Raw genomic sequence first — 15,138 nt, forward strand, 5'->3', positions numbered from 1 at the left:
TCGGTGTGCGCTAAGCACCAATCAGTTGGTATGCGTTGCTCGCATTTCGAGCATGGAGAGGCGTCGTCATGCTTCGACTGACAGAGTAGATATGATGGAATGCATCGGCTCTGCCGCTGATCAGGCACACGTCGTGACGGTCCCAGTCCCATTGTTCCGCATCGAGCATTGTCTCGAACCTGGAAGATGCTGTCGCCGACCAGAAGCTTGCTGTCCCTGTTGGCGTTAAAGCTCGACCCAATGCGGTCAGGCCATTTCCGGAATAAATCGCGTTGTTTTGCTCTCGCACCAGAAAATCGGGGCCATTGTCGGTGTCCATCAAGATCAGGTCGAACGTTGAAGGGCGTTGCTTCAAGGTTTCCATGACATCACCGATTTGAAGCTCAACACGACGATCACGCAGCGGATGATCGGCGAGATGGCCAATGAATGAGCGGTTCCATTCAGCGATGTCGGGGATGAGTTCACACACTGTGATTTGTGTTTCCAGAGGAACATAATCGAGCGCCGCTCTTAGCGTGAACCCCATGCCAAGCCCGCCGATCAGAATTCTCTTTGGTGTTTGACGCAAAAACCGCAGAGAACGTTCTGCGAGAACTATCTCCGATTGAAAATTGATGTTCGACATCAATTCCAGTCCATTGTAGCGAATTTCGTAGATATCGCCTCTTTGGCGTAACAATATTTGGTCGCCAGCATCATTGCCGGCGCTCGCCAACTCAGTCCAGATAGCCATTTGAAAACCCAAACGTTTTTAAGGACGATCGGCCTTGCCAGATCGAACTTCATGTTTCGTCATGATGGGAGTGTCGGGGTCGCTGCAGCTTTATGTGTGCAGCAACCCAATGGCATCGTCTGATCTGGCATCCATCATCAGGGGAAACGACGAGGCATTCTTCAAAATGGCTGACAGATTCAGTTCGTTTTGAGAAATATTTGTCATATTCGGAATTCTGGCGCGATCCTGATTATTCAGTATGCGCTCTTACTATCAAATTACCTTCTTTAATCAAGCAGAAATATATGCGGGCTTTTTAATGAAATAGGCCGCGATTGCTTATAAATATTCTTTCGCGGCGGTCTCTTTTTGAAAGAGCGTTGTCGTGTTATTTGAAGAAAATCTTTTCGCCGTCTTCTTTGGTGAATGCCGTAATCGGATTGTCGAGAAGGTCGAGAACCAGTTCGGATGGACGGCACAGCTTGGTACCAAACGGTGTTTCAACGATTGGTCGATTGATCAGGATGGGATACGCCATCATGAAGTCGATCAATTCGTCATCGGTCCATTTTGAATCTTGCAGTTCCAGCTCTGCATAAGGCGTGCCCTTCTCACGGAGAAGTTCGCGCGGCGTCATCTGCATCGCTTTCAGCAGTTCTAGCAGTCTTTCGCGCGATGGCGGACTTTGCACATACTCAATGACGACGGGTTCTTCTCCGCTGGCACGGATCATCGCCAATGTGTTGCGAGAGGTCCCACATTTCGGATTGTGATAGATCGTAACAGTCATCAAAGTTTTCCGTTTCACAGACCGATGGCGTGGATTATCCAACCTTCATCTATGAAAAGGAACCTTGTTTCAAGATCGCGATATGCCGCCACTCAAAAATCGGGGCCGGGTAAATTGCCCGACCCCGATGTTTCCTACTTCGCCACGATTGCCTGAATACCGGCCAGTGCGCATTCTGCGTCTGTCGCGCCAGACGGTGCGCCGCCGACGCCAATTCCGCCAACCAGCGCATCGCCAATCTTGATCGGCAATCCGCCCGCTTGGATGACAAAGCGCGAATCCATATCGCGCATGCCGCTATTAGCGGGCTTTGAAGCGATAAATTCGGCAAGTTCGCCGGAGTCGCGGCCAAGAGCTGCTGCGGTAAACGCTTTTCCTACAGCACTGTTGCCGGTGTGCGGGCCGGAAAGATCGGCTTTGAGCAGGATTTTTGTCGATCCATCGCGTGCTACAACCGCAACGCTCACATTGTTGCCCTTGGCAACGCATGCATCCAGCGCAGCCTGAGCGGCCTTGGTTGCGAGATCAAGCGGCAGATAAGGCGTCGTCGGTAGGGTTTGAGCGAAAGCGGTGGCCGGAGCCAGCGACAGAGCGATAATTGCAAGTTTGCGGATCATGGTCGTTCCTCGTTTTCGATGAACGTTACCTAACTTCGCCTGTCCGAAAACTGAATCCGTAGCCCTTGCGATCTTGTCCGTAGTTCTACGGATTAGCGCTCCCTTCCAGCCACAAACGGGTCATTTCTGCCTGAGATGTGGTGCCCAGTTTCACACCGATGGCGGCGCGATGGCTGTCAATGGTTCTTGGCGAAAGGCCAAGACCGTCCGCAATTTGCCGGGTGGTGAAGCCTTGCGCTATGTGCTCCAGAACCTCACGCTCGCGTGCGGTCAGCGCATCGAGCAAGGCGAGGGTTTCAGCCTTCAATGCCTTGTTACCCAGCCTCTTTTCCAGCAATTGCTGGGCTTTTTGGATTGCATCGATCAAGTCCTGCTCATCGACAGGTTTCGAGAGATAATCCACGGCACCATTGCGAAAAGCACGGCGGCAGGCTTCGATATCGCCATGGCCGGAAATAATGATCACGGGCCAGTCGATTGCTTGTACTGCCAGCAGTTCCTGCAGTTTGAGGCCTGTCATCACCGGCATGCGAATATCAAAAATTAGGCATCCCGGCGTCAACCGTGACAGTTGTGCGAGAAACAGGGACGGATCGGCAAAAGTTCTGACCTCAATGTCGATGGTCGAGAGCAGGAGGCTGAGCGCTTTTCTGACCGCTTCATCGTCATCCACGAGATAGACAGGCTGGGCCATCAACTTCAACTTTCTCTGTCGGCAACGATTGGAAGCACCACGCGAAATAGCGCGCCTTGCTCCTGCGGGATATAGGAAATCTCACCTCCGAAGCGTTCGACAAGACGTTGGCTCAAGGCGAGACCAAGGCCAGTGCCCTCTGGCCGGTTGGTCGTGAACGGTGTGAATAGACGAGGCAGCAGTTCCGGCGCCACACCGGGGCCATTGTCCTGAACTTCCAGAACGACCGCGCTTCCATCAGCCTTCAGAGAGGCTTTGACCTGCCGATGACTGCTGGTGTCCGTATCATGAAAAGACTCGATGGAATTACGCAGGAGATTGAACATGACCTGTTCCATCTCCACCGGGTCTACTGCGGCCATCAAAGGGCTCTCGGGTATCAGAAGTTCCAGGTCTACATTTTGCCGCTTTGCTTCCGGGGCCAGTAGGGTCTGAACATTCTGCAACGAAAGACGCAGGTCAGCCTGCACGTTTTCCCTGCGTTGCGGGCGAGACCAGTTGCGCAGACGATCCAGAATGGCGGAGGCGCGCCGCGCCTGATCCACCATATCGTCAAGCGCGCCGGCCAGCGCTGTTGTATTGTTGCGGTTCAATAGCCGGCGTCCAGCCTGTGCGCCAGCGAGCAGTGCTGTCAGTGGCTGCGTCAGTTCATGCGCCATACCGCTTGCCATTTCGCCCATTGTATTGACGCGCGAAGCGTGGGCCAGCCGGGCTTCAAGGCTGCTCAGTTCAGCACGGCGTTCCGCCTGTCGCGTGCGTTTTATCTGGCGAACGATCACTAATCCGCCAAAGAAAAGCAGGTTTGTGAGAATGAGGATCGGGATCAACTGGTCCAGTGGAAGCAGGGCAGCCCAGCCTAGATTCACTGCGGTTTCGAAAAGAAGCGGCTGAGAAGCGCTTCCCAATTGCTTGGAAAAGAGCGCCGCGCCGAATGAAGCGGGGCTGCTGAAAAGAACCGCTCCATCAGGCATGAGAATACGGCGCGCGACACCGTTGCGACGCCAGAATGCATCGTCGGAACTGATAAGGGCGCCAGCATCGATCGATAGCGTCAATCCATCGTGGGGATCATCGTTATTCGGGCTACGCTTTACAATCATGTAGTGTCCGGGACGCGCTGCCGGTGTGATCAGTTTTGGGACGCCGCTCGACGAAAGTGCTGCCGCTCGTATGGCTTCGGTCAGCCCCGGTTCCAGTTCTCTTGTGCCCGTGACCGCCGCTGCTGGATTGATTGGCACAAGTTGAATTTCATCGATACGTGGATAGAAGCGCGTGATGGTCGTAGCGACCTCCAGAAACACATCGTCCTGGGAAAGTTCGGCGGTCCGCACCTTGGATTGCGCAATCGTTGAAAGCGCCGTCAAATGGGCATCATGCTGAACCGCACGCTGGGACGCTTCACGATGTAACGTGAAACTGGCCGCCTGAAGTTCGGATAATAATTCAGAACGCTGGTAAATGGCGAGGCCGCCGATCACCAGAAGATTGAGCAGCAGCCAAATGATAAATGGGAGCAAGGCAGAGTGGAATCTCGCCCATGTGCTTCCATTGTGCAGGTTCATAGTTCCATCCCGATGCCGATCTTTATTCGGGGAAAACATACCGATACAGATTTGTTGCGCCAACCGAAAATCGTGTTGCATTCATGTTCTGGTCATCTGAGAGCGATTATGCACCTTCGCAAGACCACTGGTGTTTCGTGATAATGCGATTCCAGTAGCCTATTATTTTGCTGAAAGGATATCTCGATCATGTATTCCACGCGTCGCGCATCTTTGTTGTCTGGTGCAGTGCTGTTGCTTGCCATTGCCGCTTGTCAAAAAGAGCAGGCTCCGGTCGCTGCTGAAGCTCAGGCTGGAATTTGCAAGAAGGACATTGCTGAAACTCTTGCGGGCAAGGACAAAATGACCGACGACGCTGCCATGCAGCTCACCGGCGCAACCATGGTGCGTCAGGTCAAGACCGGCGATCCGGTTACAATGGACTTCCGGCAGGAACGTATAACCATCGAAACCGATGCGAATACCGGCAAAATCATCCGCGCCTATTGCGGCTAGGTGAACAGCCGTTCGGGTAGCGCAAGAAAAACTTCGTCAAATGGCTAAGTTTTCTCTTGCGCATCCCTCCTTTATCTGAATACTTAGCGATATGGCTAAGCATGATCCAGACCTTTCACTTTTGTTCCACGCGCTGGCAGACCCGACACGCCGGTCGATCCTGACCCGTCTGGCTTCTGGGCCGACGGCGGTAACCGACTTGGCCGAGCCCACGGGGCTTCGTTTGCCGACGGTGATGCGGCACCTTTCCGTGCTGGAAGAAGCTGGTTTGATCGTATCTTCCAAGGATGGCCGTATACGCACTTGTGCTATTCGGCCCGAAGCGATGGAACCGGCGCGCAGCTGGATGGATGAACAGCGCGCCATTTGGGAAGCACGTCTGGATCGTCTTGATGCATTTGTAATGAGTGTGATGGAGGAGCGCGAAAATGACACAAATTCAAAAGCCGAGTAGCATTGAAACAGCGCCCACCGGTGAAGGCCGTTTCACGACGCTGACTTTCGAGCGAAATGTGGCCGCACCCGTCTCGGCCCTGTGGCAGGCGTGGGCTGCTCCAGCCGCACGGGCAGTTTGGGCTGCGCCAAATTCAGCCGTCGAGGTGGAGTTTCTGGAAGCTGATACGCGGATCGGTGGTCGCGAGGTTTCGCTATGCAAGGTGAAAGGTCAGCCGGACATTCGTTGCGAATGCGGCTGGCTCGAATTGCAGCCCGCACTACGAAGCGTGAATTATGAGGTGATTTCTTGCGAAGGTGTGAAGCAATCAGCCGCATTGGTCACAGCCGCTTTCTCTGACCTCGGCGAAAGGAGCAACCTGATCGTAACGGTGCAGCTGTCTTCGCTGGCGGGCGATATGGAAGCTGGCTATCGAGCAGGTTTCGGAGCCGGACTGGACAATATGGCCCTTGCTGCCGAACGCACCATGGTGTTGCAGAAAGTTATTCGTGCACCGCGCAACGTGGTCTGGAAGGCGTGGATGAACCCGGAAACCTTGCCACTTTGGTGGGGCCCGAAAGGATTTTCTTGCCGCACAAAGAGGATTGACCTGCGTCAGGGCGGCGAATGGGTTTTCGATATGATCGGGCCGGATGGCACAATGTATCCGAACCACCACCGCTACGGTGAGGTCAAGCCGGAAGAACGGCTTGGCTATACCTTGCTATGGGGTGAGAATGGACCGAAACATGCGGATGCATGGGCCTCGTTTGAGGATCAAGACGGTTTCACGAAAGTAACCCTGGGAATGGTCTTCACCACAGCCGCCGAATTCCAGACGGCCAAAGGCTTCGGGGCGATTGAGCTTGGTCTGGAAACGCTGGGCAAGCTTGATCGGTTCGTTACTGCAAAATGAAGCGCGTCAGCGCGTTTCATAAGTTTGGGAATATTGTCCACACGTGAGAGGCGTTAAAGCGCCTCTCACGAATGCAAACCTCTGATCTGTATGCCCACGATTTCCTTGGCGAGCGCGACCCGGTCGGTTTCTGTTTCCACACTGCGCGGTTGGTACCAGATTGAAAGCCAGTTGATGGCACCAAGTACAGCCTTTGCCGCTACCGACACATCAACTTGACGGATGCTGCCGTCCTCGATGCCTTCGCGAATGACCTGCTTGAACAGGTCTTCGAACCGACGCCTGATCGAAATCAGTTCGTTGAGTGTCCGGCGTTGGTCGGGTGTTGTCGCCGCAAGCTTATGCATATGAACACCCTGCACCACGACCGCTTCGAAAGCGACGTTGTTCATCATGGCCAGTGCGTGCGCCATGAGCATCTCTTCAAGTCTATGCAGGCCCGAGCCGTTCAACGTCATGACGGGTTCGACAGCCTTGAACAGTCGATCCATGCCTTCACGATGTACATCGAAGAACAAATCCGTCTTCGATGAGTAGTAGTGATAAATGCGCCCCTTGGTCGAGCCCATCCTGCGCGCCACGTCGTCAATGCTCGTTGTGGAAAAGCCTTGCTCCATGAAGCACTGAGCGGCTGTTTCCAGGATCACGACATTCCCGGTACTGTCCGTTCGGTTATTTCGGCGGCTGTCAGCCATCTGCTACTCCGATTGATGCATAGGTAAGCGGCAGCCTAGCCTAGCAAATTTCAACGACAAAATGCCACTAGACAAAGCCATGATCAAGTGCATACTACTCAGTATGTTGTTGATTAATGCGACCGCTGTCCATTTTTCAACGCTTGGAGGATTTAATTTTGGAAATAAACCCTAACTCTGCACCACACGCGGGCGCGGAAAGCCAGATCCTGTGCTCGGATTGGATCAAGATCGATCAACAGCTTGTGGATCGATTTGCGGATGTCATCGATGATCATCAGTTCATTCACACGGACCCCGAGCGCGCTGCAAAAGAAAGTGCCTTTGGTGGAACTATCGCCCATGGTTTTCTGGTTCTTGGTCTGCTGACCAAACTCAGTCGCGAGGTTTTGCCGGAAGTTGCAGCCGGTGCAGTTGAAATTAATTATGGTTTCGACAAGGTCCGTTTTCTCGCGCCGGTGAAGGTTGGTTCTTCCATCCGCGGTGCGTTCCATTCGAAATCGGTGCAGCCGAAGGGAAGCGGCCAGCTCCAAACCCTTTCCGCGACCGTTGAAATAAAAGACGAAACCAAGCCTGCGCTCGCCGCTGACTGGCTTATTTTGACCGTAGGTTGAGGAGTATATTATGTCTATTTCATTTGAAAATCGCGTTGCAATCGTAACAGGCGCAGGCGGGGGACTTGGACGCGCTTATGCGCTTGAACTGGCTGCACGCGGCGCGAGGGTTGTCATCAATGATTTCGGCGGCAGCCGGGATGGAACAGGCGGCGCGTCTGCAGCCGCGGAAAAGGTGGTCGCGGAAATTCGCGCAAAGGGCGGCGTGGCTATCGCCGATGCGGGTAACGTCACGAAGTTCGAGGATATGCAGGCGCTGGCAAAGCGCGCTGTCGAAGAATTTGGCCGCATCGATATTCTCATCAACAATGCCGGCATCTTGCGCGATAAGAGCTTCGCAAAGATGGAAATGGCCGATTTTCGCGCTGTGGTTGACGTGCATCTCATTGGCTCTGCGAATGCGAGCCGCGCTGTGTGGGATGTCATGAAAGGCCAGAACTATGGCCGCATCCTGATAACAACCTCCACATCAGGCGTTTACGGCAATTTCGGACAGTCCAACTACGGTGCCGCCAAGGCGGGACTCGTCGGCCTGATGAATGTGCTGCATTTTGAGGGTGACAAATACGACATTCACGTTAATGCGATAGCGCCGACTGCGGCAACGCGTATGACCGGTGATGTGCTGGACAAGGAAATGCTGGTGCGCCTCGCACCGGAAAACGTTGTTCCGGCGGCTCTCTTCCTCGTAAGCGAGCAGGCCCCGAGCCGCACCGTTCTTCTCGCAGGTGCAGGGACTGTAGCCCGCATGGCGATTGTGGAAAGCGAAGGCGTTTATCTGCCGAAGGGTGAGCGGACGCCCGAAGCTGTCGCTGCCGCTTTCACGAAGATCGATGATATGACCAACTTCATCGAAACCGATGCCGGATTGGCGCATGTGGATCGCATCATTGCAACGTCGAGGGTGCACGAGGTCGTCGAATGACGGCGCAAAAGCCTCGCCCGAAGGCTGAACCTCGCTCAGCCTATCGGGAGTTCTACGAGATGCAGACGCGCTGGAGTGACATGGACATTTATGGCCACGTCAACAACGTCGTTTATATGCAATATTGCGATGCGGCGTTAAACCGATCGTTGATCGCGGCAGGCGCTCTGGAGCTGAATGGCTCCACGCCAATCGGCGTCGTCGCACGCAATTCAACGAATTATTTCTCCGAGATTTCCTATCCCGACAATGTCGTTATCGGGGTTCGTGTCGAGCATATCGGTAATACAAGCTTGCTGTGGGGATTTGGCATCTTCAAGGATGGCGAAGAGCTGACTGCTGCTGTAAGTGAATATGTGCATGTCTATGTGAACCGAGACACGCGACGACCTGTTCCGCTGACCCCGGAACTTAGAGAATTAGCCGAAAGGCTTTACGTTTCGGCGTCAGTGGAGGAGCTCTGATGAGAGAAGCTGTAATCGTATCAACTGCGCGCACACCGATTGGCAAGGCCTATCGCGGAGCTTTCAACGACACGACAGCGCCAGCGCTGGCAGGGCACGCTATTGCCGCTGCTGTTGAACGCGCAGGCATTGATGGCGCGGAAGTGGAGGACGTCGTCATTGGCGCGGCGCTTCAGCAAGGCACGACCCATATGAATATCGCCCGCACCTCCTTGTTGAGGGCGGGCCTTCCTGTTTCAGTTCCTGGCCAGTCGATGGATCGTCAATGCGCTTCTGGGCTCATGGCTATCGCGACAGCTGCCAAGCAGATTACCGGTGATGGCATGACGATTGCCATTGGCGGCGGCGTGGAGCAGATCTCGCTGGTGCAGAACGATCATATGAATGTCTATCGCTGGCGCGATCCCTGGCTAACCGAGCATCTGCCCGCCACCTATATGAGCATGATTGAGACGGCCGAGATTGTTTCGGCGCGTTATGGCGTCTCGCGTGAGGCGCAGGACGAATATGCGCTTCAATCGCAGCAGCGCACGGCCGCCGCTCAGGCAGCGGGCCGGTTGAACGCCGAGATTGTACCGCTTCAATCCACTATGCTGATCAAGGACAAGGTCACAGGCGAGATATCTTCGAAAAGCGTCGAGCTGGCCATGGATGAAGGCAATCGTCCCGAAACTACACTGGACGGCTTGCGCGGATTGAAGCCTGTTTTTGCTGGTGGCCAGACTATAGCTCAGGGTGGCTTTATTACCGCTGGTAACGCCTCACAGTTGTCGGACGGGGCTTCCGCTTCCGTACTGATGGAAGCGAAGGAAGCGGAAAAGCGAGGCCTTTCTCCGCTCGGTATTTATCGGGGAATGGCTGTTGCCGGTTGTGAGCCTGACGAGATGGGTATTGGTCCGGTTTATGCCGTGCCAAAACTGCTAAAACAGCACGGCCTGACGGTCGATGATATCGATCTGTGGGAGTTGAATGAGGCCTTCGCAGCGCAGGTGCTTTATTGCCGCGACAAGCTTGGCATCGACAATGAAACACTGAACGTAAGTGGCGGCGCTATTTCGATTGGCCATCCTTATGGGATGTCGGGTGCACGTATGACCGGGCACGCCCTCATTGAAGGCAAACGGCGCAATGGACGTTATGTGGTGGTGACCATGTGTGTTGGCGGCGGCATGGGCGCGGCAGGCTTGTTTGAGATTTGCTGATAGAAACGAAAAAGGCCGGTTTAACCGGCCTTTTTTATGATGCCAACTGCGGCGATATCAATATGCGGCCTTATAAATCGCCAGAGCATCCGCCTCGGTTACCTTGCGCGGATTGTTGACCAGAAGGCGGGTTTGTTTCATGGCGTCACGCGCAAGCAGAGGCAGATCGTCTTCTGTGATGTTCACCTCGCGCAATGCCTGCGGTACGCCAAGTTCACGGCTGAGGTCTGCCAGTTTTTCGACAAAGGCTTCAGCGCGTTTTTCCGCCGATATGCTGGCGAGTTCTGGGAAAACATCGGCTGCAATTTCCGCGTAGATATGGCTCGCTTCCGGCAAGTTGAAGCGCAACACATGCGCAAGCACGAGCGCGTTGGACAAGCCGTGCGGCACATGGAAATGACCACCAATCGGGTAGGCGAGCGCATGCACCGCAGCAACCGGAGAATTGGCAAAGGCCTGACCGGCAAGCAATGAGCCAAGCAGCATGGCAGCCCGTGCATCTCGGTTCTGGCCTTCAAAGACTGCAGTGCGGATATTGGAGCCGAGCAATTGCAGAGCGTTGCGCGCCAATGAGCGCGACAGGGGATTGTTGTTGGCAGACGCTGACGCATAGGCCTCGATGGCGTGCACCATCGCATCAATGCCGGTCGCGGCGGTTACAGCTGCTGGCAGACCTACGGTCAAATCCGCGTCGAGGATTGCCATGTCCGGCAGCAGAAGCGGAGAAACAACGCCCTTCTTTTCCGATGCTCCCGTGGTGATGATCGATATCGGTGTGACTTCCGACCCTGTTCCCGCTGTTGTTGGCACCAGAACGAGCGGCAGGCGCGGGCCACGCGCAATATTGACGCCGTAGATGTCGTTGAGCGCCTCACCGCTCTTTGCGATCAGGGCTGCAACCTTTGCAACATCCATTGAGGAGCCGCCGCCAATGGCGAGGACACCTGTCGCTTCATGCGCCAGGATGTGATCTTTCAGCGCGAGAACATTACTTTCTGGCGGATCAGCCTGCACGTCGTCAAACATCGAAACGGCAATGTCTGCCTGTTCCAGCGCATTTGTTGCAGAGTCCAGAAGTCCGAGCTTGTGCAATCCCTTGTCGGTCACGATCACAACACGCTTGCCCAACAGGTGCCCGGCGATATCGGCTATCTTCGCCAGACCGCCGGTCTGTAGCACGATGGATGGCGTTGTGTTGAAGACGAAATTTTCCATGTGTTCAGTTCTTTCGATTTATCGGGGTCGAGCTTCTGCAAATCAACTTGCGCGCTTCACCTTCAACTCGCGATCGATCGTGTTTTCGGTAACCCCTTCACTGCGCAAAATATGCTTCCGGATTTTACCGCTCGATGTCTTCGGAAGAGATTCCAAAATCCGCACATAGCGCGGCACCATAAAGCGGGGTAGGCGGCCTGCAAGAAAATCCAGCAACTCTTCGGCGACAATTTCTTGTCCGTCCACCGGCGTTACGGCGATAAGGACTTCATCTTCGCTCAATTCGCTTGGGACTGCGATAGCCGCGCATTCCTTGACGCTGTCGTGGAAAAGCACTTCAGCCTCTAACGCAAAGGAGGAGATATTCTCACCGCGCCGCCGGATGACGTCTTTCAGGCGATCAACGAAGAAATAAACGCCGTTTTCATCCTTACGAAAACTGTCTCCGGTGTGAAACCAGCCATTGCGCATGGCTTCGACAGTGGCTTTCGGATTGTTGTAATAGGCTTTCATCAAAGCCCAGGGGCGGTCGGAGCGAATGACAAGTTCACCAGCCGTGCCATCCGGCACTTCGATGTCGTTTTCGTCAACGACGCGCAACTGATACCAGGGGCGCGGCTTTCCCGCGATACCCTTTTGCGTAATGCCGGGTCCAGCAACAAGCGGACTGGCTATCTCGGTCATGTTGTAGATGGTCCACGCTTCCACGCCAAATCTCTCGGCGAACAATGGGCCGTCTTCGCCAAATGGCGTGATGAATGCACGGCGTAGCGGGTGATTGTGATCATCCGATGAAACCGGTTGTTTCAGAAGGAAGCTGGCCATCACACCCAGCAACAGACAGTAGGTCGAGTTCGTTTCCCGCACCGCCTGCCAGAAATGCTGCGTTTTGAACTCGCGCATCATGCCGATGGAAAGGCCGCGCGCCAGCATCGCATAGACATAAAGCGTGGAACCGCAATGAAAGATCGGACCGCAAATCATGCAGCGATCCGTTTCATCGACGCAGTCAAAGGCGTCCGGACCCATCGTATAAAGCTGCACATAAGAGGTTACGACGCCCTTGGCATTGCCAGTCGTGCCAGAGGTGTACATGATAGCCAGCGTGTCCCACGGCTCAATCGGCGCGTCGAGAACAAGTTCGGTCTCGCTGACGGTTTCAACATCGATCAGAGGCAGGATTTCCACGCTAGCGACTGCGCAGTCAGCTGTACCCTCGACGACAAGAACTTTACGCAGTTTGCCCGGAGCGATATCTCGCAAACGTTCCACGAGGTCGACATGTGCGATCATCAACGGTGCATCCGCGTCATCCAGAATGTGTTCCAGCGGGCGCCCGAGGGCTGCGGTGTTGATCGGCACATAGACCGCGCCGATATAATTGATGGCGAACCAGGTGGTGAGTAGGTCCGGCCCGTTGCCCATAAAACAAAGCACGTGATCGCCGCGTTTTACGCCATGGGATTGCAGCGTTGCCGCGCGCTGGCGAACGCGGTCCCGGGTTGTATTGTAATCCCATTCTGTCGATGGCCAAAAATGCACGAATGGTGCTGTGGGGCGCTCCGCTGCATATTGATCGAGAAGATATCGCAACACGGAATGGTTGCGGTCGAGCGCACGCTGGTCTGGCGTCATATTCTGAATTCCTCCTGCCCCGGTCGCAACTAAACCTTCAAAAGAGGGCAGTTGCAAACCTATTTGGAATATGCAACATACTCGGTAGTATGTCAAAGCGAAAACATCTGGGAGGATGGAAATGGCCATAGTCGATATCCAGCGCGAAGGACCGATTGCGGTGGTGCGCTATGACCGTGGCGGCAAGGCCAATGCTCTCAATGAAAAAGCGATCAAAGAGCTCATAGAAGCGGCTGACGAGCTGTCGGCGGATGACACTATTCAGGTCGTTATCATCACGGGTACTGAAAGCCGTTTTTCGGGTGGCGTCGATCTGAAGGACGAAAATCTGTGGCGGAATGGTTCGGACGCTGTTTCTCGTCACACGGCCATGTCGCTTGGCGGCGTCATGTGTGATCGGTGGCGGCTGTTGCCGCAAATCACTATTGCAGCTGTCGAAGGTCCAGCCGTCGGCGGGGGCGGTATTTTGGCATTGGCGGCGGATTTCCGCGTTATGGCTGAGGGCGCATTCTTTCAGTTTCCGGAAGTTCGTCTGGGCATGACGCTGGGTTGGGGCGGTTTGCCCCTCCTGTCATCGCTCATCGGGCCGACGCGCGCCAAGCTCGCGCTTTTCACCAATGAGCGGATCGGCGAGCAGGACGCCCTCAAAATGGGGCTGTGCGACAAGATTGCGCCCGCGGGTGGCGCGGTCGAAACAGCAAAGCTTTTCGCGCAGACGATCGCTGAATGTCCGCCAATGGCCTTGCGGATGACGAAGAGGGCCATTGATCAGGAACACCGCGCCAACTGGGCCGCACCTTATGAAGCTGACCAGTTTTATCTGGCAAGGCTGATTGCGGAAAGCAACAGCCAGTCGAGCTGACACCGTTATTATTTGGGAGGAGGAAAACCATGACAATGAAATCAATGATGCTCTCTGGTGCATTTGCCGCAATGATGCTTGCGAGCCCGGCTTTGGCAGAACCAGTTAGACTGGGCGTGCTGACAGACATGTCCGGCATGAATTTCGACCTAGCCGGTGAAGGCTCGGTCGTAGCGGCCAAGATGGCTGTGGAGGATTTCGGTGGCAAGTTGAATGGAGAGCCCATCGAAGTCATCGTTGGCGACCACCAAAACAAGCCGGATATCGGCTCCACATTGGCGCGCAGCTGGATCGACGAGAAGAACGTCAAAGCCATTATCGATGTGCCGACATCGTCGGTCGCCATGGCTGTTCAAGAGATCACGCGCGATAAGGACGTAGCATTTCTGGCATCCACCGCAGGTTCTTCGGACCTGACGGGCAAAGCCTGCTCGCCAACCACGGCGCAGTGGACCTGGGACACTTATTCACTCGCCAATGGCACCGGTCGCGCCATGACGCAGGAGGGCGGTAAGAAGTGGTACTTCATCACTGTTGACTATACGTTCGGTCATGCCCTTGAACGGGATACAACAGAAGCCGTCAAGGCGAGCGGTGGTGAAGTTGTGGGTTCGGTTCGTCACCCACGTGAAACCACTGACTTCTCGTCTTTCTTGCTCCAGGCGCAAGCATCGGGTGCGGACGTGATTGCTCTTGCAAATTCGTCGGGCGATACGATGACGGCGCTCAAGCAGGCCAATGAATATGGCATTGCGCAGGGTGGCCAGAAAATAGCAGGCATGCTGCTGTTTCTCTCCGACGTCCATAGCGTTGGCCTTGAGACTGCAAAAGGCCTGACACTGACCACCGGCTTTTACTGGGATTATGATGACCAGACCCGCGCCTGGTCGAAGCGCTTCGGTGAGCGGATGAATGGCAAAATGCCAACGATGGTTCATGCTGGCGTTTATTCCGCTGTCATGAACTATCTCAAGGCGTCCGAGGCGGCAAAGTCCACCAGCGGCAAGGTAGTGCTCGACAAGATGCGCACGATGGATATCAGTGACTTCTTTGCCCGCAATGCGAAGCTGCGTGCAGACGGTCGTATGGTACACGACATGTATCTTGTTCAGGTCAAGTCGCCTGCGGAATCCAAAGGACCGTGGGACTATTACAAGGTTCTTCGCACCATTCCGGGCGACGAAGCGTTCCGTCCGCTCGATAAGGGCGGCTGTCCGTTGGTAAAGCAGTAAGAGGCTGATTTGATGATGGCTTCGACTGGGACTGATGCGGCTCTGCGTGAGGCAGGGCCGTCGGGTTCG

Annotated in this window: 17 protein-coding genes; 9 read left to right on the plus strand and 8 right to left on the minus strand. The window is 54.9% G+C overall.

Features of this window, described 5'->3' with window-relative positions; genetic code table 11:
• Nucleotides 1-10 precede the first annotated feature (10 nt).
• The 5 genes from FHW03_RS21815 to FHW03_RS21835 form a co-directional block, all read right to left on the minus strand.
• Nucleotides 11-736 carry a hypothetical protein gene (locus FHW03_RS21815; protein WP_182522555.1) on the minus strand — a complete coding sequence of 242 codons (726 nt, stop codon included), beginning with the start codon at nucleotides 734-736 and terminating at the stop codon, nucleotides 11-13.
• Between the two features lie 370 nt (nucleotides 737-1,106).
• Nucleotides 1,107-1,508: an arsenate reductase (glutaredoxin) gene (gene arsC, locus FHW03_RS21820; protein ID WP_182522556.1), complete on the minus strand. Its 402-nt coding sequence runs from the start codon at nucleotides 1,506-1,508 to the stop codon at nucleotides 1,107-1,109.
• Between the two features lie 134 nt (nucleotides 1,509-1,642).
• Entirely contained in the window at nucleotides 1,643-2,125 is a 483-nt protein-coding gene (locus FHW03_RS21825) for a heme-binding protein (protein ID WP_138786659.1), read from the minus strand.
• 85 nt (nucleotides 2,126-2,210) lie between these two features.
• Nucleotides 2,211-2,819 (minus strand): response regulator, encoded by a 609-nt coding sequence (locus tag FHW03_RS21830; RefSeq protein ID WP_182522557.1) that lies wholly within the window; start codon nucleotides 2,817-2,819, stop codon nucleotides 2,211-2,213.
• 5 nt (nucleotides 2,820-2,824) lie between these two features.
• Nucleotides 2,825-4,381, minus strand: coding sequence for an ATP-binding protein (locus tag FHW03_RS21835; RefSeq protein WP_182522558.1), 1,557 nt, complete (start codon nucleotides 4,379-4,381; stop codon nucleotides 2,825-2,827).
• Nucleotides 4,382-4,570: 189 nt separating this feature from the next.
• On the opposite strand from FHW03_RS21835, the gene FHW03_RS21840 reads away from it, so the two are divergent.
• From FHW03_RS21840 to FHW03_RS21850, 3 genes are all read left to right on the plus strand, one after another.
• A complete protein-coding gene (locus FHW03_RS21840; RefSeq protein WP_182522559.1) occupies nucleotides 4,571-4,876 on the plus strand; it encodes an I78 family peptidase inhibitor in 306 nt (101 codons plus the stop codon).
• A gap of 91 nt (nucleotides 4,877-4,967) precedes the next feature.
• Nucleotides 4,968-5,330 (plus strand): metalloregulator ArsR/SmtB family transcription factor, encoded by a 363-nt coding sequence (locus FHW03_RS21845; RefSeq protein ID WP_182522560.1) that lies wholly within the window; start codon nucleotides 4,968-4,970, stop codon nucleotides 5,328-5,330.
• Nucleotides 5,305-6,225 (plus strand): SRPBCC family protein, encoded by a 921-nt coding sequence (locus tag FHW03_RS21850; protein WP_182522561.1) that lies wholly within the window; start codon nucleotides 5,305-5,307, stop codon nucleotides 6,223-6,225. The genes FHW03_RS21845 and FHW03_RS21850 overlap by 26 nt, the downstream gene beginning before the upstream one ends.
• A 65-nt stretch (nucleotides 6,226-6,290) precedes the next feature.
• Here the strand turns inward: FHW03_RS21850 and FHW03_RS21855 are convergent, their stop codons facing one another.
• On the minus strand, nucleotides 6,291-6,920 hold the full coding sequence (locus FHW03_RS21855) for a TetR/AcrR family transcriptional regulator (protein ID WP_182522562.1): 630 nt from the start codon (nucleotides 6,918-6,920) through the stop codon (nucleotides 6,291-6,293).
• 116 nt (nucleotides 6,921-7,036) lie between these two features.
• Here FHW03_RS21855 and FHW03_RS21860 point away from each other — a divergent pair, with 116 nt between their 5' ends.
• Genes FHW03_RS21860 through FHW03_RS21875 form a run of 4 tightly spaced genes read left to right on the plus strand, consistent with a single transcriptional unit; the run spans nucleotide 7,037 to nucleotide 10,125 of the window.
• Nucleotides 7,037-7,534 (plus strand): MaoC family dehydratase, encoded by a 498-nt coding sequence (locus tag FHW03_RS21860; RefSeq protein WP_182522563.1) that lies wholly within the window; start codon nucleotides 7,037-7,039, stop codon nucleotides 7,532-7,534.
• Between the two features lie 10 nt (nucleotides 7,535-7,544).
• A complete protein-coding gene (locus tag FHW03_RS21865; RefSeq protein ID WP_182522564.1) occupies nucleotides 7,545-8,459 on the plus strand; it encodes an SDR family NAD(P)-dependent oxidoreductase in 915 nt (304 codons plus the stop codon).
• Complete coding sequence (locus FHW03_RS21870; RefSeq protein ID WP_182522565.1) at nucleotides 8,456-8,923, plus strand: thioesterase family protein; 468 nt, start codon at nucleotides 8,456-8,458, stop codon at nucleotides 8,921-8,923. The genes FHW03_RS21865 and FHW03_RS21870 overlap by 4 nt, the downstream gene beginning before the upstream one ends.
• Complete coding sequence (locus FHW03_RS21875) at nucleotides 8,923-10,125, plus strand: acetyl-CoA C-acyltransferase (RefSeq protein WP_182522566.1); 1,203 nt, start codon at nucleotides 8,923-8,925, stop codon at nucleotides 10,123-10,125. Before FHW03_RS21870 ends, FHW03_RS21875 begins: the two co-directional genes overlap by 1 nt.
• Nucleotides 10,126-10,182: 57 nt before the next feature.
• On the opposite strand, the gene FHW03_RS21880 is transcribed toward FHW03_RS21875, so the two are convergent.
• Together FHW03_RS21880 and FHW03_RS21885 are read right to left on the minus strand one after the other, a co-directional pair.
• Nucleotides 10,183-11,340, minus strand: coding sequence for an iron-containing alcohol dehydrogenase (locus FHW03_RS21880; RefSeq protein ID WP_182522567.1), 1,158 nt, complete (start codon nucleotides 11,338-11,340; stop codon nucleotides 10,183-10,185).
• A gap of 42 nt (nucleotides 11,341-11,382) precedes the next feature.
• Entirely contained in the window at nucleotides 11,383-12,975 is a 1,593-nt protein-coding gene (locus FHW03_RS21885) for an AMP-binding protein (protein WP_182522568.1), read from the minus strand.
• A gap of 121 nt (nucleotides 12,976-13,096) precedes the next feature.
• On the opposite strand from FHW03_RS21885, the gene FHW03_RS21890 reads away from it, so the two are divergent.
• Together FHW03_RS21890 and FHW03_RS21895 are read left to right on the plus strand one after the other, a co-directional pair.
• On the plus strand, nucleotides 13,097-13,837 hold the full coding sequence (locus FHW03_RS21890; RefSeq protein WP_182522569.1) for an enoyl-CoA hydratase/isomerase family protein: 741 nt from the start codon (nucleotides 13,097-13,099) through the stop codon (nucleotides 13,835-13,837).
• A gap of 29 nt (nucleotides 13,838-13,866) precedes the next feature.
• Nucleotides 13,867-15,069, plus strand: a complete 1,203-nt coding sequence (locus FHW03_RS21895; RefSeq protein WP_182522570.1) for an ABC transporter substrate-binding protein — start codon at nucleotides 13,867-13,869, stop codon at nucleotides 15,067-15,069.
• The last annotated feature ends 69 nt before the right edge of the window (nucleotides 15,070-15,138 follow it).

Origin of the sequence: Ochrobactrum sp. RH2CCR150 (genome assembly GCA_014138095.1) — a bacterium.
Lineage (GTDB): Bacteria > Pseudomonadota > Alphaproteobacteria > Rhizobiales > Rhizobiaceae > Brucella > Brucella gambitense.

Coding starts and splice junctions, on each gene's coding strand:
- FHW03_RS21815 (WP_182522555.1), bottom strand. CDS start 736: ATGGCTATCTGGACTGAGTTGGCGAGCGCCGGCAATGATGCTGGCGAC.
- arsC (WP_182522556.1), bottom strand. CDS start 1,508: ATGACTGTTACGATCTATCACAATCCGAAATGTGGGACCTCTCGCAAC.
- FHW03_RS21825 (WP_138786659.1), bottom strand. CDS start 2,125: ATGATCCGCAAACTTGCAATTATCGCTCTGTCGCTGGCTCCGGCCACC.
- FHW03_RS21830 (WP_182522557.1), bottom strand. CDS start 2,819: ATGGCCCAGCCTGTCTATCTCGTGGATGACGATGAAGCGGTCAGAAAA.
- FHW03_RS21835 (WP_182522558.1), bottom strand. CDS start 4,381: ATGAACCTGCACAATGGAAGCACATGGGCGAGATTCCACTCTGCCTTG.
- FHW03_RS21840 (WP_182522559.1), top strand. CDS start 4,571: ATGTATTCCACGCGTCGCGCATCTTTGTTGTCTGGTGCAGTGCTGTTG.
- FHW03_RS21845 (WP_182522560.1), top strand. CDS start 4,968: ATGGCTAAGCATGATCCAGACCTTTCACTTTTGTTCCACGCGCTGGCA.
- FHW03_RS21850 (WP_182522561.1), top strand. CDS start 5,305: ATGACACAAATTCAAAAGCCGAGTAGCATTGAAACAGCGCCCACCGGT.
- FHW03_RS21855 (WP_182522562.1), bottom strand. CDS start 6,920: ATGGCTGACAGCCGCCGAAATAACCGAACGGACAGTACCGGGAATGTC.
- FHW03_RS21860 (WP_182522563.1), top strand. CDS start 7,037: ATGCGACCGCTGTCCATTTTTCAACGCTTGGAGGATTTAATTTTGGAA.
- FHW03_RS21865 (WP_182522564.1), top strand. CDS start 7,545: ATGTCTATTTCATTTGAAAATCGCGTTGCAATCGTAACAGGCGCAGGC.
- FHW03_RS21870 (WP_182522565.1), top strand. CDS start 8,456: ATGACGGCGCAAAAGCCTCGCCCGAAGGCTGAACCTCGCTCAGCCTAT.
- FHW03_RS21875 (WP_182522566.1), top strand. CDS start 8,923: ATGAGAGAAGCTGTAATCGTATCAACTGCGCGCACACCGATTGGCAAG.
- FHW03_RS21880 (WP_182522567.1), bottom strand. CDS start 11,340: ATGGAAAATTTCGTCTTCAACACAACGCCATCCATCGTGCTACAGACC.
- FHW03_RS21885 (WP_182522568.1), bottom strand. CDS start 12,975: ATGACGCCAGACCAGCGTGCGCTCGACCGCAACCATTCCGTGTTGCGA.
- FHW03_RS21890 (WP_182522569.1), top strand. CDS start 13,097: ATGGCCATAGTCGATATCCAGCGCGAAGGACCGATTGCGGTGGTGCGC.
- FHW03_RS21895 (WP_182522570.1), top strand. CDS start 13,867: ATGACAATGAAATCAATGATGCTCTCTGGTGCATTTGCCGCAATGATG.